This window comes from Lentzea xinjiangensis (genome assembly GCF_900110955.1).
Lineage (GTDB): Bacteria > Actinomycetota > Actinomycetes > Mycobacteriales > Pseudonocardiaceae > Lentzea > Lentzea xinjiangensis.
The window spans coordinates 121,609-141,403 of the sequence record NZ_FOFR01000002.1 but is presented as its reverse complement, the minus strand read 5'-3'; the positions used below and the strand labels follow the sequence as shown (position 1 = coordinate 141,403).

Sequence of the window (19,795 nt, the reverse complement as noted above, 5' to 3'; positions counted from 1 at the left end):
TACCTGGCAAGACGCGATTCACCACCCGGTGCGGCGAATACGACCCCCACCGCGGCGCCGCGGCGCTCACGAGGACGCCTCGCCGCACCGCCCCCACGTCCGCTTATGCGTGATATCGGGGTGCGGGGACGGCACCGCGATTCGTCCGGGATCGGGCCGATCGGAACGTGACTCCCGACGGCGCCGCACTAGGCTTCCCGACCATGGGTGTTGCGGAGGGTGTTGTCGATCTTCTGGGCGCGCTCGCGTACGGCGAGCTCTCGGCCTTCGACCGGATGACGGAGGACTCGCGCACGGCGCCGACATTGGCGGGGCGCGCGGCGCTGGCGCAGATGGCCGCCGCCGAGATCGGCCACTTCACGCTGTTGCAGAACCACCTGGCCGCCGAGGGCATCGCCGTCGAGGACGCGATGGCGCCGTTCGTGCAGGGCTTCGACGCGTTCCACGAGTCGACCAGCCCCAAGTCGTGGCTCGAGTCGCTCGTGAAGGCGTACGTCGGCGACGGGCTCGCCGCCGACTTCTACCGGGAGGTCGCCGAGTGGCTGGACGCGCCGACCAAGGAGCTGGTCCTCGCCGTGCTGGCCGACACGGGTCACTCGGCGTTCGCTGAGCGCGAAGTCCTGGCCGCCGTCGAGTCCGATCCGCGGGTGCGCGACCGGCTCGCGCTGTGGGGCCGGCGGCTGCTCGGCGAGGCGTTGACGCAGGCCCAGTACGTGGTGGCGGAGCGGGACGGCCTGTCGGAGCTGATCGTGCGGGGGTCGGGCGACCTCGCCGGGATCGGGCAGCTCTTCCGCCGGCTCCAGCAGTCGCACGCGCGGCGCATGACGCAGCTCGGCTTGGGCTAGGTAGGCTCGGTCCTAGATTTTTCTCTTGAGCACGGAGGTCAGCGTGGAGGTCAGGATCGGCGTCGCGGACAGCCCGCGGGAACTCGTCGTGACCAGTGAGCTCAACCCGTCCGAGGTCGAGGCTCTGGTGGCGGACGCGGTGTCCGGCAAGTCCAGCGTGCTGTCGCTGGTGGACGCCAAGGGTGCGCGGTTCGTCGTGCCCGCTGGCCGCGTCGCGTACGTGGAGATCGGCCCGCAGGACTCGCGCAGGGTCGGGTTCGGCGCCTGAGCCGTACGGCGAAGAAGAGCCCCGGTCGTGATGACCGGGGCTCTTTCGCTGTTCGGCGGGTTTCCGCTGTTCAGCGGCTTGCCGTGCTCGGCGGTCCAGTGCTGGGCGGGCTCAGTGCTGGGCGGGTTCAGTGCTGGGCGGGTTCCTCGATCCGGTACGGCGGTGTCGAGATGCCGCCGACCCGGTAGCGGCCCCACGGGTCCTGGTCGGTCAGCGTGCCCTCCGCCTGCCCGGTGGGGGTGCGCAGCAGCGCGGTCCGCGCTCCGCCCTCGACCCGGCTCGTGACCTCGTCGTTGGCCTTCACGCGGCCGTACCAGTGGTAGCGGCCGTCGATCGGCTGGAAGTAGCCCCGCAGCTCCACGTCCACGGCCACCTCGTCGGAGCCGAAGACCAGGGTTGCCGGACCCGTGTAGCCCTCTTCGTCGTGCTCGTGCTCGCTCATCAGTCCACCAATCGCAGCGGGGTGAGTGGCCGTTCCGGGTCCGCCTGGATGCCACCGGAGCGCAACAGCCCGTCGATGGCGTGCCAGATGATCGTGGCGAGGTAGTCGCTGAGGTTCTCGCGGGACATGGTCTGGCGGTCGAGCCACCAGTCGCCCGCGTTCTGCACCATGCCGACGAGCGCGTGCGCCCACGGCTCGGCGCCGCCGGAGTCCATGTCGAAGGCGCGCAGGTAGTCGCCGAGGATCCGGGCGAGGGTCGAGGCGATGAGGTCCTTGTCCTCCTGCACCACGTCCTTCTCGACCGGGCGGTCCACGAAGGACCCCTTGACCACGAACCGGTACAGGTTCGGGTTGTCCTCGATCACCGAGAGGTAGGCGTCGACGATGCGCCGGATGCGCTCGCGGATCGGGCCGTCGGCGGCGAGCGCGGGACCCATCCGGTCCATCAGCAGCTCGGTCGCCTTCTGGCCCACGGCGAGGTAGAGGTCCGACTTGTCGGTGAAGTGCCGGTAGAGCACGGGCTTGCTGACGCCCGCCTCCGCGGCGACGTCCTCCATGCCGACGTCGGGGCCCTTCCTGGCCACGGCGGCGATCGTGGCCTCCACGAACTCCGCCCTGCGCTGCTCGCGATGACCCTTCCACCGCTCACGTCGCGCGTCCGGCCCCTTGACAGTGCGTGCCATGTGACGCACGCTACCAGAAGTAACCGTTACCTAAAGTAACACTTACCGGGGAGGGCAACCGATGAGGGTCGCCGATCGGGAGAAGACAGCGGAGCGGCTGCTCAAGTCGTCCGCGGAGAAGTTCTACGACCCTGAGGTGGACATCGACTGGTCCGCACCTCTGGTGGAGGGCCTCTTCTACATCCCTGAACAGCGCATTTCGCTCTACGGCACCCCGATGTACGACTCGCTGACGCCCGAGCAGCGCATCGAGCTGTCCAAGCACGAGCTCGCGTCCATCGCGTCGGTGGGCCTGTGGTTCGAGCTGCTGCTCATGCAGATGCTGGTGAAGGTCGTCTACAACACCGACCCGACCACGCGGCACGCCCAGTACGCGCTCACCGAGGTCGCCGACGAGTGCCGGCACTCGACGATGTTCGCGCGCCTGGTCGAGCGGGTCGGCTGCCCGGCGTACGGGCCGACCAGGCACACGCACCGGCTGGGCAAGCTGCTGCCGGTCATCGGTTACGGCCCCGCGATGTACGGCTCGATCCTGGTCGCCGAGGAGATCCTCGACCGCCTGCAGCGCGAGGCGATGAACGACGAGACCGTCCAGCCGATCGTGCGGATGGTGAACCGCATCCACGTGCTGGAGGAGGCTCGCCACGTGCGGTTCGCGCGCGAGGAGCTGCAGCGCGGCATGGCGGAGCTCAAGGGCTACGAGAAGCCCTACCAGAAGTGGCTCATCGGGTACGTGTCGATGATGATCACTCGCGCGATCATCAACCCGCGGGTCTACGCGGCCGTGGGGCTGGACGTGCGCGAGGCGCACCGCCAGGCGCTGGCCAACCCGAAGTTCCAGGAGACCATCCGCTGGTCGGGGGAGCGGATCATGTCGTTCCTGGACGATGCCGGACTCGTCGGAAAGCCGGGGATGCGCTCGTGGCGCCGCTCGTTCTTGATCGGCTGAACGTCGTCACGTCCGGACCGGCCGGCTCGGACGTGACCGCCGTCCTGCTGCACGGCTGGACCATGGACCTGACCACGTGGGACCGCGTGGCCGCGGCGTTGCCGGGGCGCGTGGTCCGCTACGACGTGCGCGGCCACGGCAGGTCGTCGGGCTGCACGGGGTCGATCTCCGAGCTGGCCGACGACCTCGCGGCCGTGATCGAGGCGCACGCGCCCACCGGGCGGCTCGTGCTGGCCGGGCACTCGCTGGGCGGCATGACGATCATGGCGCTGGCCGAGCAGCGCCCCGAGCTGTTCGAGCGCGTCGCGGGAGTGGCCCTCGTCGCCACGTCGTGCGGTGACCTGCCTCCGCTGAGCGGGCTGGAACGGCTCGCCGGGCGCTGGCTCGCCAAGCGGGCCAAGGTCGGGTTCGGCCGCCTGATCGCGCCGGGCCTGCGGGTCACGTTCGGCCGCCGGCCGCGCTGGGCCGACGTGCGCGCCGCCGCGATGATGGCCGGGAACACGTGCGGGGAGGCGTTCGTCGGGATCCGCCGGGAGCTGACGCTGCACCAGCGCAAGGAAGCGCTGGCGGTGCTGTCGGACGTCCCCACCGTGGTGATGGCGGGGTCCTGGGACGTTCTGACGCCCATGCGGCATTCGCGGGTGCTCGCCGAGGCGTTGCCGTCGGCCGAGTTCGTGATCTACCCGAGGACCGGGCACATGCTGCCGCTGGAACGGCCTGAGGACGTCGCGAGGCGGATAGCCGCGCTGATGTGACCAGGTGTAGGGGCCCTCGCCGCGGCGAGGCCCCTACATCGTTGTCAGTGCTGGAGCGGGAAACCGCCGCCGATGCCGCGCCACGCCAGGTTGGAGATCAGCGCGACCGCGTCCTCCTTGGGCACCCGCCGGTTGTCCGCGAGCCACGACCGGGCGGTGACCTGCGAGAGCCCGACCAGCCCGACGGCCAGCAGGCGCGCCCGCTCCGGGTCGAGGCCGGCGTCGGCGGTGATGGTGTCGGTGATCGCGTCGACCGAGTCGGTGGTCGCGCGCTCGACGGCCTGCTGCACGGCGGGCTCGGAGCGCAGGTCGGACTCGAAGACCATCCGGAACGCCTGGCCCTCGCCGTCCACGAAGTCGTAGAACGCGGCCACGGCGGCGCGCACGCGCAGCTTGTTGTCCGTCGTGGACCCGATGGCGGCGCGGACCCGGCCGACCAGCTCGTCCACATGGGACTCGAGCAGGGCCATGTACAGCTCGAGCTTGCCGGGGAAGTGCTGGTACAGCACCGGCTTGGACACGCCCGCGCGCTCCGCGATCTCGTCCATCGCCGCGGCGTGGTAGCCGTTGGTGACGAACACGTCCTGCGCCGCTGCCAGCAGTTGCGCGCGGCGGGCGGTGCGCGGCAGTCGAACGCCCCTGCCTGCGGGTGCGCTCTGCGCCGTCTCCGTCATGGTGCCTCCAGCACGAGTTATCCAGCCGTCGGGGAGGGGTTGCCTCACCGAGGCGTGAGCGCAACCTTACTCGCTGGTAGCCGACATCCGGGAACCATCTTCGGCTTCTTTCCCGCATCCTGGTCTGGTGAGCACGCTGATTCCCGCCCCGCTGTCCACGGTCGCGCTCCCACCGCTGGACACGTCGCAGGCGCCGTGGCCAGGTGAGTTCCACCGGATCGACGACCACGAGGTGCACGTCAGAGCCACGCCGGGCGACGGGCCGCCCGCCGTCTACGTGCACGGGCTCGGCGGGTCCGCGACCAACTGGACCGACCTCGCCGCCCAGCTGCGCGAACACGTCAGCGGGCACTCGATCGACCTGCCCGGCTTCGGCCGCTCCGAGCCGATCGAGGGCTACGACTTCAGCCTCACCACGCACGCCCGCACGGTGGTCAAGTACCTCGAGACCTTCGGCGAACCCGTGCACCTGTTCGGCAACTCCATGGGCGGCGCGATCTCGGTCATCACCGCCGCGACCAGGCCGGACCTGGTCAGGACGCTCACGCTCGTCTCGCCGGCGGTGCCCGACCTCAGGCCGCGCCTGGACCGCATGTCGGACCCGCGGATGGCGCTCGCGGTCCTGCCGATCATCGGGCCGAGGGTGCGCCGGGAGCTCGCGAAGCTGTCTCCGCACGAGCGCACCCGGCAGATGCTCGAGCTGTGCTTCGCCGACCCGAGCCTGGTGCCCGACCACCGCATCGAGGAGTCGATCAGGGAGAACGAGGAGCGGGCCCGGCAGCGGTGGGCGAGCCAGGCGCTCAACCGCAGCACGTTCGGGCTGATGCAGAGCTGGCTCCTGCCGGGACCGAGGTCGCTGTGGCGGACGCTGCCGCTGGTCAAGGCGCCGACGCTGGTCCTGTGGGGCGAGAACGACCGGCTCGTCAGCGTGCGCAAGGCACCCCGCACGGCGCGGCTGCTGCCCAAGGGCCGGCTGCTGGTGCTCCCGCGCACCGGGCACGTCGCCCAGATGGAGCGGCCCGCGACCGTCGCCAGGGCCGTGCTGGGCATGTGGGAGGCGGTCGACCGCGGCACCTGGTGAGCGGCGAAGGCCGCACGGGCCGTGTGCGATCCTGGGGGGCGTGAATCGCGCCCCCGAGCGAGGACGTTCTGCTCCGCCCGCTGACCGCTACCGTCGCGGCGAGCGCCGGACCAGCGCGGAACCGCTCGCGGCCGCCTGGGAGCCGGAAGGCGCCACCGCGCCCCGGCGCGCCCCGCAGCGCCGCGGCGTGCGGCGGCTCGTCGCCAGCTACGGGTGGCGCATCTACGCGATCCCGGTCCTGCTCGTGCTGACCGCGCTCGTGGTCCTCGACACGGTCCAGCCGAAGACGCCGGGGATCGGCGGGGGCGGCGGCACGAACGCCGCCGAGACGCCCGTGAGCACGCCGGAGGCACCCCCGTCCGAGCTGCCCGCGAAGAAGCCGGACCTGAAGATCCCGACCGCGGAGCTGCCCGCCGGTCCGGACTTCTCGCAGGACGGCGTCGGCACGTTCAAGGTGGTCGCCGGCAGCGGTCCCCGCGTCGGCGAGGGGAACGCGCCGAAGTTCCGCAGGTACGCGATCGCGATCGAGGACGGCGTGAAGCCCGCCGACTACAACGACGACGCGGCGGCGTTCGCGCGCACGGTCGAGGGGATCCTGTCCGACCCGCGCAGCTGGATCGGCACCAAGCAGGTCGCGCTGCAACGGGTGGAGGCGAACCAGAACCCGGACTTCGTCGTGGCGCTGACCACCACGAAGACGACCCACACGCTCTGCGGCAAGGAGATCCCGTTCGAGACCTCCTGCTACCACCCGCCGACCGAGCGCGTGGTCATCAACGTCGCCCGCTGGGTGCGCGGCGCCATGGCCTACGGCTCGGACCTGGCCGGGTACCGCACCTACGTGATCAACCACGAGGTCGGTCACGCCCTGGGCAGCCAGCACGCGCCCTGTCCGGAGAACGACGCCCCGGCCCCGGTGATGATGCAGCAGACGTTCGGCGTCTCGAACGACTTCGTGTCGCAGCTCAACGCGGGCCAGGACGTCGTGCCGGCCGACGGCAAGGTGTGCAAGCCGAACGCGTTTCCCGCAGGCTGAGACGGCTTTCCAACGGGGAAGAGCCGAGGCAGGGTAGACGTTGTCTCGGACACGGAGACATTCGTCGAGGAGGATGAGCATGGCGCTTCCGCCGCTCGTTGAGCCAGCCGCGGAGCTGACCAAGGAAGAAGTCGCGCGGTACAGCCGGCACCTGATCATCCCGGACGTCGGGGTGGACGGGCAGAAGCGGCTGAAGAACGCGAAGGTGCTCGTCGTCGGCGCGGGCGGCCTGGGCAGCCCGGCACTGCTGTACCTGGCCGCGGCCGGGGTCGGCACGCTCGGCGTCGTCGACTTCGACGTCGTGGACGAGTCGAACCTGCAGCGCCAGGTCATCCACGGCCAGTCCGACGTCGGCCGTCCCAAGGCGGAGTCCGCGCGCGACTCGGTCGCCGAGATCAACCCGTTCGTGAAGGTCGTCCTGCACCAGACGCACCTGAACTCCGAGAACGCGCTGGAGATCTTCCGCGACTACGACCTGATCCTCGACGGCACGGACAACTTCGCCACGCGCTACCTGGTGAACGACGCCGCGGTGCTGCTGGGCAAGCCGTACGTGTGGGGTTCGATCTTCCGGTTCGAGGGCCAGGTCAGCGTCTTCTGGGAGGACGCCCCGAACGGCCAGGGCCTCAACTACCGCGACCTCTACCCGGAGCCGCCGCCTCCCGGCATGGTCCCCTCCTGCGCCGAGGGCGGCGTGCTGGGCGTGCTGTGCGCGTCGATCGGCTCGATCATGGTCACCGAGGCGATCAAGCTGCTCACGGGCATCGGCGACCCGCTGCTGGGCCGCCTGATGGTCTACGACGCGCTGGAGATGAGCTACCGGACCATCAAGATCCGCAAGGACCCGGCGTCGCCGAAGATCACCGAGCTGATCGACTACGAGGCGTTCTGCGGTGTCGTGTCCACGGACGCGCAGCAGGCGGCCGCGGGCAACACGATCACGCCGCTCGAGCTCAAGCACAAGCAGGAGTCCGGTGAGGACTTCCTGCTGGTGGACGTCCGCGAGCCGCACGAGTACGAGATCGTGAAGATCCCCGGCTCGGTGCTGATCCCGAAGGACCGGATCCTCTCGGGTGAGGCGTTGTCGGAGCTGCCGCAGGACAAGCCGCTGGTGCTGCACTGCAAGTCCGGCGCGCGGTCGGCCGAGGCGCTCGCGGCGCTGCACAAGGCAGGGTTCTCCGACGCCGTCCACGTCGGTGGCGGCGTGCTGGCGTGGGCCCGCGAGGTCGATCCCAGCCTGCCGACGTACTAGCGGTGATGAGTGCTTTCGGGTGCTCAGCGGCCCGAAAGCACTCATGATCCGTTGCACTGTTCGGGTGGTGGGGTGAATCACCGCGTGTCGCGGTCCACCACCCGGACGGTCTAGCCGGGTAGCGTGCCCGATCGTGACCCGCACCCCCGAACCGCCCCCAGCGCACGTGCGTGCGGCGTTCGGGGCACGTGACGCCGAACCGGAGCTCATCGACGGCGGCCCCGCGTGGCGCTGCGGTGACGCGACGATCCGGCCGGCGCCCAAGCCGGCCGAGGCCACCTGGATCGCCAAGACCCTCGACGGCCTGAACGTGCCGAACCTGCGCGTCGGCCGTCCGCTGCGGTCCACCGACGGCCGGTACGTCGTCGGCGGCTGGTCGGCCACCAAGTTCCTCGCCGGCCGGGCCGAGCCGCGCCACGACGAGGTCATCTCCGTCGCCCAGCGCCTGCACCAGGCCACGGCCGGGCTGCCGAGACCCCGGTTCCTCGACACGCGCACCGACGTGTTCGCCGTCGCCGACCGCAAGGCGTGGGGCGAGGAGGACGTGCCGCTCGACGCCGAGCTCGGCGGCCGCCTGTTCGACCTGCTGATGGAGACCCGCAAGCCGCTCGACCTCAAGCCGCAGGTCGTGCACGGCGACCTGTTCGGCAACGTGCTGTTCGCGGGCAACGCCCCACCGGCCGTCATCGACTTCACCGCGTACTGGCGCCCCGCCGAGTGGGCCGCGGCCGTGATCGCGGTGGACGCCGTCGCCTGGGGCGGCGCGGACGCCGGGCTGTTCCAGCGCTGGAGCCACCTCGACGAGTGGACGCAGGTGCTGGTGCGCGCGACGCTCTTCCGGCTCGCCGTGCACGCGTTGCACCCGTTGTCAACGCCCGCGTCCTTTGCGGGCTTGGAACGAGCTGCTCACCACCTCACCGATATGCTGTGAGCGGCCCATTTTCCAGGCACGAAACATTGCGGAGCACCGGGTTAACGCACACTTCTTAGCGTCAGCGGCGTGACTCATTGCCCCTACTGCGCGCTGCAGTGCTCCATGAGCGTCATCGACGGCCAGGTGAGGCCTGGTCCCGGTGGGCTGTGCCAGAAGGGCTGGACGGCGGGGGAGCTGCTGCGCCATCCAGGCCGGTTGACGACACCACTCCTGCGCGGTGAGCCCGTCTCGTGGGACGAGGCGCTCGACTTCGTCGCCTCCCGGATCCGGTCGTACGAGCCAGACGAGGTCGCCGTCTTCGGCGGCGGCGGCCTGACCAACGAGAAGGCGTACGCGCTCGGGAAGTTCGCGCGCGTCGCCCTGAAGACCTCGCAGATCGACTACAACGGCCGGTTCTGCATGTCGTCGGCGGCCGCGGCGGGCAACAAGGCGTTCGGGCTCGACCGCGGTCTGCCGTTCCCGCTGTCCGACCTGCGGTCCGCGGACACGGTGCTGCTCGCCGGCTCGAACCCGGCCGAGACGATGCCGCCGTTCCTGCGGCACCTGGAGGGCGCGCGGCTGATCGTCATCGACCCGCGCCGCACCCCCACCGCCGAGCGCGCGACGTTGCACCTGCAGCCCGCGCCCGGCACGGACCTGGCGCTGGCGCTCGGGCTGCTGCACACGGCGTTCATCGAGGGAGTGCTCGACAAGGAGTACATCGCCACGCGCACCAGCGGTTTCGTCGACGCCTGGAGGATCGCGGCGCAGTGGTGGCCCGAGCGCGCCGAACGCGTCACCGGCGTCTCGGCCGCCGACCAGCGCGCCGCCGTGCACATGCTGGCCGGGCGGTCGTACGTGTTGACCGGCCGCGGGTCCGAGCAGCACGCCTCCGGCACCGACACGGTCTCGGCGTGGATCAACCTGGCGCTCGCGCTGGGACTGCCCGGCCGGACGGGATCGGGCTACGGCTGCCTGACCGGGCAGGGCAACGGCCAGGGCGGCCGCGAGCACGGGCAGAAGGCCGACCAGCTACCCGGTTACCGCAAGATCGACGACCCGGCGGCGCGCAGGCACGTCATGGACGTCTGGGGGGTGACCGAGCTGCCCGGACCGGGGCGCAGCGCGTACGAGCTGCTGACCGCCGACGACATCAAGGCGATGCTGGTGTTCGGCAGCAACCCCGTCGTGTCCGCGCCGCGGGCGTCCGGTGTCACCGACCGGTTCCGGGCGCTGGACCTGCTGGTGGTCGCGGACTTCGTGATGTCGGAGACCGCCGCGATGGCCGACGTCGTGTTCCCCGTGACGCAGTGGGCGGAGGAAGACGGCACGATGACCAACCTGGAAGGGCGGGTCATCCGGCGCCGCAAGGCCCTCGACCCGCCGCCCGGTGTCCGCAGCGACCTCGAGCTGCTGCACGGGCTCGCGTCCCGGCTCGGCGTCGGCGGGTTCCCCGTGGCGCCGCAGGAGGTCTTCGAGGAGCTGCGGAGGGCGTCCGCGGGCGGCCCGTCCGACTACTCGGGCATCACCTACGAGCGGCTGGAGAACGAGGAGCTGCACTGGCCGGTGCCGTCCGTCGACCACCCCGGCACACCCCGGCTCTTCCTCGACCGGTTCGCGCACCCGGACGGCCTCGCGCGGTTCGTCCCGGTCGACCACCGCGGCCCGGCGGAGCCGCCGGACGAGGAGTTCCCGTTGCAGGCCACCACCGGCCGCGTCCTGCAGCACTACCAGTCGGGTGCGCAGACGCGGCGGATCGGTGAGCTGCTGAAGGCGGTTCCCGAGATGTACGTGGAAGTGCACCCGGACACGGCCGCGCGGGCGGGGCTCGCCGCCGGCGGTCTCGCGCACGTCGTGTCCAGGAGGGGCCGGGTCACGGCGACCGTGCGGTGCGTGCCGAGCATGCGCGCCGACGCGGTGTTCCTGCCGTTCCACTTCCCCGGTGACGGGCGGGCGAACCTGCTGACGAACCCCGCGCTCGATCCCACGAGCCGGATGCCCGAGTTCAAGGTGTGCGCGGTGCGATTGGAGCGGGCATGAGGCGAATCGTGATCGTCGGCTACGGCATGGCGGGCGCGCGGCTGGCGGACGAGATCCGGCGCCGCGACCAGGACATCTCCATCACGGTGGTGGGCGCGGAGCCGCACGCCGCCTATAACCGGGTGCTGCTCTCGACCGTCGTGGCGGGCACGATGACGCCCGAGTCGACGCGGCTGCACGACGAGGGCTGGGCCGAGGAGCACAACATCACCCTGCTCCTCAACCACAAGGTGACCGAAATCAACCGCTCGACCCGCACCGTCGTGGCCGAGGAAACGCGGGGGCCCCGCGTTTCCCTGGAGGGAACGCGGGGCCCCCGCGTTCCCTTCTCGTACGACGCGTTGGTGCTTGCGACGGGTAGTACGCCGTGGGTGCCGCCGGCTGAGGGGCTCACCGAGGACGGCGTGCTGGCTCCCGGCGTCGTCGCCTTCCGCACCCTCGACGACTGCGCGCGGATCGAGGCGAAGGCCCGCAAGGGCATGCCCGTCGTCGTCCTCGGCGGTGGCCTGCTCGGCATCGAGGCCGCCCGCGGCCTGGCGGGACGCGGCTGCCTCGTCACCGTCGTGCACCCGGTCGGCCACCTCATGGAACGCCAGCTCGACCCCGGCGCCGGCAGCGTCCTCGCCCGCACGCTCGGCCGGCTCGGCATCGAGTTCCGGCTGAACTCGCTCGCCGCCAAGTACCTCCCCGGCGACGGCCTCGTCCTCGACGACGGCAGCCACCTGCCCGCCGAGCTGGTGGTCGTCTCCGCGGGCGTGCGCGCCGAGACCTCCCTGGCCGTCGAGGCGGGCCTGGTCGTCGACCGCGGCATCGTGGTCGACGACGTGCTGCGCACCAGCGACCAGCGCATCCACGCGATCGGTGACTGCGCGCAGCACCCCGGCACGGTCTCCGGCCTGGTGCAACCGGCGTGGGACCAGGCCGCGGTGCTCGCCGACCGCCTGACCGGCGCGAACCCGGCCGCCCGGTACCTCGGCACGTCCGTCGTCACGCGGTTGAAGGCGCGCGACGTCGACCTGGCCGCGCTGGGTGACGTGCACACCGACGTCGACTGCCCCGACTCGGAGGTGCTGTGCTTCCAGGAACCCTCGCGCGGCCGCTACGCGAAGCTCGTGCTGCGCGACGACCGGGTCGCGGGCGCGATCGTGCTGGGCGCGCCGGACGCGGCCGCCACGATCACCCAGCTCTACGACCGCGGCGTCCCCGCGCCCACCGACCGGCTCGCGCTGCTGCTGGGCCGCGCCCTGCCCGCGGAAGCCGCGTCACCGGCGGACCTGCCGTCCAGCGCGGTGATCTGCCGGTGCAACACCGTCTCCAAGGGACAGATCGTGGCGGCGTGGCGTGCGGGCGCGGAGTCGTTGCCGCAGCTCGTGGAGGCCACCCGCGCGACCACCGGTTGCGGCGGGTGCAAGGACGCGGTGTGCGGCCTGGCCGACTGGCTCGGAGCCTCACAGCCGCAGCCGGCGTGATGTGCGGCGGAGTTGCCGCCCCCGTCATCGGCCAGAACCCCTTGGTAATGCCCGTTTTCTAGGTTCTTCGGCAGTCGCCGACCCCGCGGAGGATGTTTCATGAGCTGGATCGACCACTGGGAGCCGGAGAAGCCCGAGTTCTGGGAGTCCACCGGCAAGCGGATCGCACGCAAGAACCTGGCGTTGTCCATCTTCGCCGAGAACCTCGGGTTCAGCGTGTGGGTGCTGATGAGCATCGTGGTGGTGAGCCTCGGTTCGGTGGGCTTCGACTTCAGCGTCGGCCAGCAGTTCTGGCTGCTGATCGTGCCGAACCTGGTCGGCGCGGTGCTGCGGGTGCCCTACACGTTCGCGGTGCCGCGGTTCGGTGGCAGGCTGTGGACGACGATCAGCGCCGGGCTGCTGCTGATCCCGTGCACGATGCTCGCGTACGCGGTGTCGACGCCGGGCACGCCGTACTGGTTCTTCCTGCTCACGTCGGCCGCGATGGGCCTGGGCGGCGGCAACTTCTCGTCGTCGATGGCCAACATCTCGTTCTTCTACCCGGAGGGCAAGAAGGGGCTGGCGCTCGGCATGAACGCCGCCGGCGGCAACCTCGGCGTCGCGATCACGCAGCTCGTCGTGCCGTTCGTGATCGCCTTCGGCACGGGCATCAACCTCGCCTACGCGGCGCTGATCTGGATGCCGCTCATCGTGCTCGCCACGGCCCTCGCGTGGGTCTTCATGGACAGCCTCACGCAGGCCAAGCCGGACGGCCAGTCGTACCGGCGCGCGATGTCCAACACGCACACCTGGGTGATGTCGTTCCTCTACATCGGCACGTTCGGGTCGTTCATCGGCTACTCGTTCGCGTTCCCGTCGCTGATCAAGCTGAGCTTCGTGGACCACAGGGGCTGGGTGTCGCTCGCGTTCCTCGGCGCGCTGATCGGCTCGGTGGCCCGCCCGTTCGGCGGCTGGCTCGCCGACCGGGTCGGTGGCGCGAAGGTGACGCTCGGGACGTTCGTCGGGCTCGCGATCGGCACGATCGGCGTGCTGGTCAGCGTCGACACGAAGAACTTCGCGCTGTTCTTCGGCTCGTTCATCGCCCTGTTCGTGCTGGCGGGCGTGGGCAACGGCTCGACCTACCGGATGATCCCGGCGATCTTCCGCACGCAGTCCGACGACGACAAGTCCGCCAAGCGGCAGGCCGCCGCCGTGGTCGGCATCGCGGGCGCGATCGGCGCGGCCGGCGGCGTGCTGGTGAACCTCGTCTTCAAGTTCTCGCTGGAGGGCTCGAAGACGCTGACGCCCGCGCTGACCGCGATCCTCGTCTTCTACGCGCTCTGCCTCGGCACCACGTGGTGGTTCTACCTGCGGCGCAAGGTGTTCGCGGCGCGCCCGTCGCTCGCCTACGCGGGCGTGTGACGCACACCGCCCTGATCTGCGGAGAGAGTTCCCTTTAACACCCGCGCAATGTCGCGGACCTGGGGATGACACGCCGCCCGGTGAGCATACCGGGCGGAAGGAGGGATGCCTGATGGCTGAATCGACTCCCAAGACCCTGGTCGTGATCGGCAACGGCATGGTCGGTCACCGGCTCGTCGAGATCCTCCGCGACTCGTCCTGGCGGATCGTGGTGTTCGGCGAGGAGTCCCGCCCCGCCTACGACCGGGTCGCGCTGTCGTCCTACGTGGACAGCTGGACCTTCGCGGACCTGGAGCTGCCGCCGTTGACCGGCTGCGAGCTCCGCCTGGGGGAGAAGGCGGTCTCGGTGGACCGCGACCGCCGGGTCGTGACCGGCGCCTCCGGCGTCGAGGTCGAGTACGACGCGCTGGTGCTCGCCACCGGCTCGGTGCCGTTCGTGCCGCCGGTTCCCGGCCGCGACCTGCCGGGCTGCCACGTCTACCGGACCGTCGACGACCTCGACGACATCCGGGCGACGGTCGAGGCCGCCGACCGGCCGGGACGGCACTCCGGCATGGTGCTCGGCGGTGGCCTGCTCGGGCTGGAGGCCGCCAACGCGTTGCGCGGCATGGGCGTTTCGCCGCACGTCGTCGAGCTGGCGCCGCGGCTGATGCCGATCCAGGTCGACGAGGGCGGTGCCGGGCTGCTGAAGCGCCTGGTCGAGAAGCTCGACCTGACCGTGCACACCGGCACCTCCGCCTCCTCCATCGAACGCGACGGGACGCGGTTGATCGCCCGGCTCGCCAACGGCCTGGAGCTCGACCTCGACGTCGTGGTGTTCAGCGCGGGCATCCGGCCGCGCACCGACCTCGACCTGGGACTCGAACTGGGCCCGCGCGGCGGCTACCTGGTCGACGCCGCCTGCCGGACCGCCGACCCGAGGATCTTCGCGATCGGCGAGTGCGCCGCCGTCGAGGGCGTGGCGTACGGGCTGGTCGCACCCGGTTACGCGATGGCGGAGGTGGTCGCGGACCAGCTCTCCGGCGGCGCGCGGGTGTTCCCCGGCGCCGACGTGTCCACAAAGCTGAAGCTGCTCGGCGTGGACGTGGCGTCGTTCGGCGACGCGCACGCCACCACCGAGGGCGCGCTCGAAGTCGTGGTGAACAACGCCGTCGCGGGCACCTACAGCAAGCTCGTGGTGTCCGACGACGCCCGCACCCTGCTGGGCGGCGTGCTGGTGGGCGACGCCTCGGCGTACCCGTCGCTGCGACCGCTGGTGGGCAAGGAGGTTCCGGCGGCGCTGCTGCAACCCGGCGCTGCCGTGGACGTGGAGATGCCCGCCGACGCGCAGGTCTGCTCCTGCCACGCGGTGACCAAGCAGACGATCACCGACGCGGTCCGGGCCGGTGTCGCCTGCGACGTCGCCGAGCTGAAGGCGTGCACCAAGGCGGGCACGGGCTGCGGCTCGTGCGTGCCGATGCTGAAGAAGCTGCTGACCGAGTGCGGTGTCGAGCAGTCGAATGCGCTGTGCGAGCACTTCACCCACTCGCGGGCGGAGCTGTTCGAGATCATCCGCGCGACGCGCGTCACGACGTTCAGCGCGCTGATCGCCAAGCACGGCACCGGACGTGGCTGCGACATCTGCAAGCCCGCCGTGGCCTCGATCCTCGCGTCGCTGGGCAACGGCCACATCCTGGGCGAGACGCAGGCCTCGTTGCAGGACACCAACGACAGGTTCCTGGCGAACCTCCAGCGCAACGGCACGTACTCGGTCGTGCCGCGCATCCCCGGCGGCGAGATCACCCCGGAGAAGCTCATCGTGATCGGCGAGGTCGCCCGCGACTTCGGCCTCTACACCAAGATCACCGGCGGTCAGCGCATCGACATGTTCGGCGCGACGGTCGACCAGCTCCCCGAGATCTGGCGCCGGCTCGTGGACGCGGGCTTCGAGTCGGGGCACGCGTACGGCAAGTCGTTGCGCACGGTGAAGTCCTGCGTCGGCACGACCTGGTGCCGGTACGGCGTCCAGGACTCCGTCGGGCTGGCCATCGAGCTGGAGCTGCGCTACCGGGGCCTGCGCTCGCCGCACAAGCTCAAGTCGGCCGTGTCCGGCTGCGCCCGCGAATGCGCCGAGGCGCGCGGCAAGGACTTCGGCGTGATCGCCACGGAGAACGGCTGGAACCTCTACGTGGGCGGCAACGGCGGCTTCACGCCGCGCCACGCCGACCTGCTCGTGTCCGATGTGGACACCGAAGAGCTGATCCGCGTCATCGACCGGTTCCTGATGTTCTACATCCGCACCGCGGACCGGTTGCAGCGCACGTCGGTGTGGCTGGAGGGCCTCGACGGCGGCCTCGACCACCTGCGCGAGGTCGTGGTCGACGACAAGCTCGGCATCTGCGCCGAGCTGGAGGCCGCGATGGCCGCGCACGTCTCCGACTACGCCGACGAGTGGCGCGGCGTGCTGGAGGACCCGGAGAAGCTGGCGCGGTTCACGTCGTTCGTGAACGCGCCCGGCACCCCCGACCCCACGATCTCGTTCCGCGCCGAACGCGGTCAGCGCGTCCCCGTCCAGCTCGGCATTCCGGAGGTCGTCAGGTGACCGTCGTCTGTGACTTCGAGGTGTTGCGCCCGGAACAGGGAGTGGCCGCTCTCCTGCCCGACGGCTCGCAGGTGGCTGTGTTCCTGACCGCCGACGGCTCCCTGCACGCGCTGGACAACATCGACCCGTTCAGCGGCGCCGCGGTGCTGTCGCGCGGCATCGTCGGCGACCGCGGCGGTGTGCCCGTCGTCGTGTCGCCGGTCTACAAGCAGGCGTTCGAGCTGGCCACCGGCAAGTGCCTGGACGAGCCGTCGGTCTCGGTCGCGGTGCACCGGGTGCGGGTGCGCGACGGCGTCGTGGAGCTGACGTGACCGGGCCGTTGGCGGGCTTCACCATCGGCGTCACCGCGGCCCGCCGCGCCGACGAGCTCATCGCCATGCTCGAACGCAAGGGCGCGTCGGTGATCCACGGGCCCGCCCTGCGGATCGTGCCGCTGCCGGACGACGCCACCCTGCACGCCGCGACGCTGGAGCTGGTGTCGTCACCGGTCGACGTCGTCGTCGCCACGACGGCGATCGGGTTCCGCGGGTGGTTCGAGGCCGCAGAGGGGTGGGGGCTGGCCAGCCGGCTGCACCGGGCCCTGGAGGGCGCCGTGGTGCTGCCCCGCGGTCCCAAGGCCAAGGGCGCGGTGCGGGCGGCCGGCCTCGTCGAGACCTGGTCGCCGTCGTCGGAGTCGAACGCCGAGCTGCTGCAGTACCTGTTGCGGATGGGCGTGTCCGGCAAGCGCGTCGCCGTGCAGCTGCACGGGGAACCGTTGCCGGACTTCGTGAACACGCTGGAGGCCGCCGGAGCGGACGTCGTCGAGATCCCGGTCTACCGGTGGGAGCCGCCGGTGGACCCGGGACCGTTGCAGCGGTTGATCGAGGCGGTGCTGGCGGGCCAGGTGGACGCGGTGACGTTCACCAGCGCCCCGGCCGCGTCCTCGGTGCTGCGGGCCGCCCCGGACCGGGCGGCCCTGGTCTCCGTGCTGCGGCGCGACGTGCTGGTCGTCGGGGTCGGGGCGATCACCGCGGGACCGCTGGTGGCGGCGGGCATCCCGGTGGTGCAGCCCGCCCGGTCGCGGATCGGGTCGATGGTGCGGGAGCTCGCGGTGGAACTGCCTGCCAGGGCCACCCGGCTGCGGATCGCGTCCCGGGACATGGAGATGCGCGCCCAGGCCGTGGTGATCGACGGTGAGCTGCGGCCCGTCGCCCCGGCGCCGATGGCGGTGTTGCGGACGTTGGTGGCCGCGCGGGGACGCGTGGTCTCCCGGCAGGACCTGCTGGCCGCCCTGCCGTCCGGTGGTGAAGAGCACGCGGTCGAGACCGCGATAGGGCGGCTGCGGACCGCTCTGGGTTCGCCGCAGATGGTGCGCACCGTGGTGAAACGTGGATACCGGCTAGCGATGGAGCCTGCGTGAAACTCGTGTTGGCGTTCCACGGAACGCGTGACCCGCGCGGCGTGGCAGTCTGCGCGCAGATCGCCGACATGGTGCGCGCGCAGGTGGACGTGCCGGTCGCGGTCGCTTACGCCGACGTCCGGCAACCCGACGTCCGGTCGGTCGTGGACGGGCCCTGCGTCGTGGTGCCGGTGTTCCTGGCCGCCGGGTACCACGTCCGGGTCGACATCCCCGAGCAGATCGGGCCGCGCCCGGACGTGGTGCTGACGTCCCCGCTGGGCCTGGACGCGGTGCCCGCGGTGCGCGACCGGTTGCGGGAGGCAGGTTTCCGCCGCGGCGACGCAGTAGTGCTCGCCGCGGCGGGTTCGTCCGACGCGCGGGCGCTCGCGACGGTGCGCAGGGCGGCGTCGATGCTGGGTGCCGCGGCCGTGGGGTACGTGGCCACCGCCGTGCCCCGCGTTTCCGACGTCGTCGCCGGGTTCCGGGGACGCCGGGTGGCCGTTGCGTCGTGGCTCCTCGCGCCGGGGGCTTTCCACGGGTCGCTCGCCGGGTGCGGGGCGGATGTCGTCGCCGAGCCCGTCGGGGCGCATCCGTTGGTGGTCGATGTGGTGCTGCGGAAGTATTACGCGGCTTTGGGCGGGGTGTTGCGGTCCGCTTGACGGTGGCTCGGCCCGGCTGGTCCGCGCCGGGTGCCCTCGCCGTCCTCACCAGAGGCCGGGTGCCTCTTCCTCGCGCGCGGCCTCCCAGCGGTACTCGCGCAGGTTCACCTTGCCGTCGAGGTTCGGCACGCCCTCCTCGTGCAGGAGCTGGAGCTGGGTCTCGCGGAGGTGGGGCGCGCAGGTGCCGTCGGCCTTGAGGACCCGTTGCCACGGCAGGTCGTGGCCGTCCTCGTTGAGGATGCGGCCCACCAGCCGTGGCGACGGGGCCTTGGCGAGATCGGCGATGTCGCCGTAGGTGGCGACTCGTCCGCGGGGGATGGCCCTGATGAGGTCGCGGACCCGCTCGTGGATCTCTTCGTCCATCCCCCGAGTCTAGCTAGATCGTCTTCGCCCACTGGGCGACGGCGGAGTGGTACTCCGGGGCGTTCGGGGCGTAGTTGATGGAGTGGCCGTAGCCGTTGAGGACGTAGGTGTCCAGGCGGGGGGCCGCCGGGAAGAACTGCGCCTCGTCGGCCTTCAGGGCGGCGGCGGACGAGCAGTCGCTGCCCATCAGGGGCACTCCGGCGCTGCAGAAGTGGGTGTCGTTGCCGACGACGATCATCACCGGGACGGTGATCTTGCGCGAGATCGGGATGACGACGGTGTTCAGCAGGATGGTGTCGACGGCCTCGGTGGCCGCGAACACGTCCTTTGTGGACTCGTCGAAGGAGATCGCGGCCGGGACGAGCGGGCCCGGCTTGTGGAACGAGTTGTAGCGGGTGTTCGGCATCGTCGTGAGGTAGCCGAGGTCCAGGCCCGCCGGGACCATGTTGGCCAGCACCGGGACCACGGTGATGTAGTTCATCTTGTGCGTGAAGCCGGTGACGAGCACGCCGTCCACGTCGTGGTGGGTGCCCGCCTCGATCATCGCCATCGCGGAGCCGATGGAGTGGCCCGCGACGATGACCTTGCTGAAGCGGGGCTTCAGGCGGGAGATGACCTGGTGGACGGCGCTCGCCTGGGTGGAGGCGGTGACGAAGGCGCTCAGCGGCTTGGAGCTCAGGCCGGTGCCCAGGCGGTCCAGGGCCAGGGTGGCGAAGCCCGCCTTGTTCTGGGACTTGGTGAACGAGTGGGTCGAGGGCTCGTAGGCGACGTCCCAGTACGACCTGTCGTAGGTGCCGCCGGGGATCAGCACCTGCACCTTGGTGGCGCCGTCGGGAACGCACAGCCGGCCGGCCATCGTCTCCTGGGAGGTCACCAGCGGGGTGAGGCCGATCCGCACCGGGTAGCTGACGTTCTGGCACGTCACGGCGGCGGCGGAGGCCGGCTGCGGGACGAGGGCGACTCCGGTGGCGAGCAGGGCCGCGGCGCAGAGCCTGCGGAAACGCAT

20 protein-coding genes are annotated in these 19,795 nt (G+C 71.2%); 15 read left to right on the top strand and 5 right to left on the bottom strand.

What is annotated here, in order from left to right:
• The first annotated feature begins 203 nt into the window (after positions 1-203).
• Positions 204-845 carry a ferritin-like fold-containing protein gene (locus tag BMW88_RS05950; protein WP_089949599.1) on the top strand — a complete coding sequence of 214 codons (642 nt, stop codon included), beginning with the start codon at positions 204-206 and terminating at the stop codon, positions 843-845.
• A 43-nt stretch (positions 846-888) separates the two neighbouring features.
• On the top strand, positions 889-1,113 hold the full coding sequence (locus tag BMW88_RS05945; protein ID WP_089949598.1) for a DUF3107 domain-containing protein: 225 nt from the start codon (positions 889-891) through the stop codon (positions 1,111-1,113).
• A 127-nt stretch (positions 1,114-1,240) separates the two neighbouring features.
• Here the strand turns inward: BMW88_RS05945 and BMW88_RS05940 are convergent, their stop codons facing one another.
• On the bottom strand, positions 1,241-1,555 hold the full coding sequence (locus tag BMW88_RS05940; protein WP_089949597.1) for a DUF4873 domain-containing protein: 315 nt from the start codon (positions 1,553-1,555) through the stop codon (positions 1,241-1,243).
• Positions 1,555-2,238 carry a TetR/AcrR family transcriptional regulator gene (locus tag BMW88_RS05935; RefSeq protein ID WP_089949596.1) on the bottom strand — a complete coding sequence of 228 codons (684 nt, stop codon included), beginning with the start codon at positions 2,236-2,238 and terminating at the stop codon, positions 1,555-1,557. Before BMW88_RS05935 ends, BMW88_RS05940 begins: the two co-directional genes overlap by 1 nt.
• Before the next feature lie 61 nt (positions 2,239-2,299).
• Here BMW88_RS05935 and BMW88_RS05930 point away from each other — a divergent pair, with 61 nt between their 5' ends.
• A complete protein-coding gene (locus BMW88_RS05930) occupies positions 2,300-3,187 on the top strand; it encodes an AurF N-oxygenase family protein (RefSeq protein WP_089949595.1) in 888 nt (295 codons plus the stop codon).
• Positions 3,160-3,942 (top strand): alpha/beta fold hydrolase, encoded by a 783-nt coding sequence (locus BMW88_RS05925; protein WP_245777595.1) that lies wholly within the window; start codon positions 3,160-3,162, stop codon positions 3,940-3,942. Before BMW88_RS05930 ends, BMW88_RS05925 begins: the two co-directional genes overlap by 28 nt.
• A gap of 44 nt (positions 3,943-3,986) precedes the next feature.
• On the opposite strand, the gene BMW88_RS05920 is transcribed toward BMW88_RS05925, so the two are convergent.
• The gene (locus BMW88_RS05920) at positions 3,987-4,616 is read right to left on the bottom strand and encodes a TetR/AcrR family transcriptional regulator (RefSeq protein WP_089949594.1); all 630 of its coding nucleotides are present in this window, start codon (positions 4,614-4,616) and stop codon (positions 3,987-3,989) included.
• A gap of 124 nt (positions 4,617-4,740) precedes the next feature.
• Here BMW88_RS05920 and BMW88_RS05915 point away from each other — a divergent pair, with 124 nt between their 5' ends.
• From BMW88_RS05915 to BMW88_RS05865, 11 genes are all read left to right on the top strand, one after another.
• Positions 4,741-5,697 carry an alpha/beta fold hydrolase gene (locus tag BMW88_RS05915; protein ID WP_089949593.1) on the top strand — a complete coding sequence of 319 codons (957 nt, stop codon included), beginning with the start codon at positions 4,741-4,743 and terminating at the stop codon, positions 5,695-5,697.
• Positions 5,698-5,737: 40 nt separating this feature from the next.
• Entirely contained in the window at positions 5,738-6,733 is a 996-nt protein-coding gene (locus BMW88_RS05910; protein ID WP_245777593.1) for a DUF3152 domain-containing protein, read from the top strand.
• A gap of 79 nt (positions 6,734-6,812) precedes the next feature.
• A complete protein-coding gene (gene moeZ / locus BMW88_RS05905; protein ID WP_089949591.1) occupies positions 6,813-7,985 on the top strand; it encodes an adenylyltransferase/sulfurtransferase MoeZ in 1,173 nt (390 codons plus the stop codon).
• A 133-nt stretch (positions 7,986-8,118) separates the two neighbouring features.
• Entirely contained in the window at positions 8,119-8,916 is a 798-nt protein-coding gene (locus BMW88_RS05900; RefSeq protein WP_089949590.1) for a TIGR02569 family protein, read from the top strand.
• Between the two features lie 105 nt (positions 8,917-9,021).
• Positions 9,022-10,938 carry a molybdopterin oxidoreductase family protein gene (locus tag BMW88_RS05895; RefSeq protein WP_089949589.1) on the top strand — a complete coding sequence of 639 codons (1,917 nt, stop codon included), beginning with the start codon at positions 9,022-9,024 and terminating at the stop codon, positions 10,936-10,938.
• The gene (locus tag BMW88_RS05890) at positions 10,935-12,407 is read left to right on the top strand and encodes an FAD-dependent oxidoreductase (protein ID WP_089949588.1); all 1,473 of its coding nucleotides are present in this window, start codon (positions 10,935-10,937) and stop codon (positions 12,405-12,407) included. The genes BMW88_RS05895 and BMW88_RS05890 overlap by 4 nt, the downstream gene beginning before the upstream one ends.
• 99 nt (positions 12,408-12,506) lie before the next feature.
• On the top strand, positions 12,507-13,808 hold the full coding sequence (locus tag BMW88_RS05885; protein WP_089949587.1) for an MFS transporter: 1,302 nt from the start codon (positions 12,507-12,509) through the stop codon (positions 13,806-13,808).
• Positions 13,809-13,920: 112 nt separating this feature from the next.
• The gene (nirB, locus tag BMW88_RS05880) at positions 13,921-16,389 is read left to right on the top strand and encodes a nitrite reductase large subunit NirB (RefSeq protein ID WP_089949586.1); all 2,469 of its coding nucleotides are present in this window, start codon (positions 13,921-13,923) and stop codon (positions 16,387-16,389) included.
• Positions 16,386-16,700: a nitrite reductase small subunit NirD gene (nirD, locus tag BMW88_RS05875; protein WP_089949585.1), complete on the top strand. Its 315-nt coding sequence runs from the start codon at positions 16,386-16,388 to the stop codon at positions 16,698-16,700. The genes nirB and nirD overlap by 4 nt, the downstream gene beginning before the upstream one ends.
• Positions 16,697-17,788: a uroporphyrinogen-III synthase gene (locus tag BMW88_RS05870; RefSeq protein ID WP_245777592.1), complete on the top strand. Its 1,092-nt coding sequence runs from the start codon at positions 16,697-16,699 to the stop codon at positions 17,786-17,788. Before nirD ends, BMW88_RS05870 begins: the two co-directional genes overlap by 4 nt.
• The gene (locus BMW88_RS05865) at positions 17,785-18,426 is read left to right on the top strand and encodes a sirohydrochlorin chelatase (RefSeq protein ID WP_089949584.1); all 642 of its coding nucleotides are present in this window, start codon (positions 17,785-17,787) and stop codon (positions 18,424-18,426) included. Before BMW88_RS05870 ends, BMW88_RS05865 begins: the two co-directional genes overlap by 4 nt.
• A 45-nt stretch (positions 18,427-18,471) precedes the next feature.
• Here BMW88_RS05865 and BMW88_RS05860 read toward each other — a convergent pair whose 3' ends face one another.
• Positions 18,472-18,789 carry an MGMT family protein gene (locus BMW88_RS05860; RefSeq protein WP_089949583.1) on the bottom strand — a complete coding sequence of 106 codons (318 nt, stop codon included), beginning with the start codon at positions 18,787-18,789 and terminating at the stop codon, positions 18,472-18,474.
• Between the two features lie 13 nt (positions 18,790-18,802).
• Complete coding sequence (locus BMW88_RS05855; protein WP_089949582.1) at positions 18,803-19,795, bottom strand: alpha/beta hydrolase; 993 nt, start codon at positions 19,793-19,795, stop codon at positions 18,803-18,805.

Bases quoted from the DNA above. Each gene is read 5' to 3' on its own strand.
- BMW88_RS05890 (WP_089949588.1), top strand. From the start codon at position 10,935: ATGAGGCGAATCGTGATCGTCGGCTACGGCATGGCGGGCGCGCGGCTG.
- moeZ (WP_089949591.1), top strand. From the start codon at position 6,813: ATGGCGCTTCCGCCGCTCGTTGAGCCAGCCGCGGAGCTGACCAAGGAA.
- BMW88_RS05940 (WP_089949597.1), bottom strand. From the start codon at position 1,555: ATGAGCGAGCACGAGCACGACGAAGAGGGCTACACGGGTCCGGCAACC.
- BMW88_RS05935 (WP_089949596.1), bottom strand. From the start codon at position 2,238: ATGGCACGCACTGTCAAGGGGCCGGACGCGCGACGTGAGCGGTGGAAG.
- BMW88_RS05920 (WP_089949594.1), bottom strand. From the start codon at position 4,616: ATGACGGAGACGGCGCAGAGCGCACCCGCAGGCAGGGGCGTTCGACTG.
- BMW88_RS05855 (WP_089949582.1), bottom strand. From the start codon at position 19,795: ATGCGTTTCCGCAGGCTCTGCGCCGCGGCCCTGCTCGCCACCGGAGTC.
- BMW88_RS05930 (WP_089949595.1), top strand. From the start codon at position 2,300: ATGAGGGTCGCCGATCGGGAGAAGACAGCGGAGCGGCTGCTCAAGTCG.
- BMW88_RS05860 (WP_089949583.1), bottom strand. From the start codon at position 18,789: ATGGACGAAGAGATCCACGAGCGGGTCCGCGACCTCATCAGGGCCATC.
- nirB (WP_089949586.1), top strand. From the start codon at position 13,921: ATGGCTGAATCGACTCCCAAGACCCTGGTCGTGATCGGCAACGGCATG.
- BMW88_RS05895 (WP_089949589.1), top strand. From the start codon at position 9,022: ATGAGCGTCATCGACGGCCAGGTGAGGCCTGGTCCCGGTGGGCTGTGC.
- BMW88_RS05950 (WP_089949599.1), top strand. From the start codon at position 204: ATGGGTGTTGCGGAGGGTGTTGTCGATCTTCTGGGCGCGCTCGCGTAC.
- BMW88_RS05885 (WP_089949587.1), top strand. From the start codon at position 12,507: ATGAGCTGGATCGACCACTGGGAGCCGGAGAAGCCCGAGTTCTGGGAG.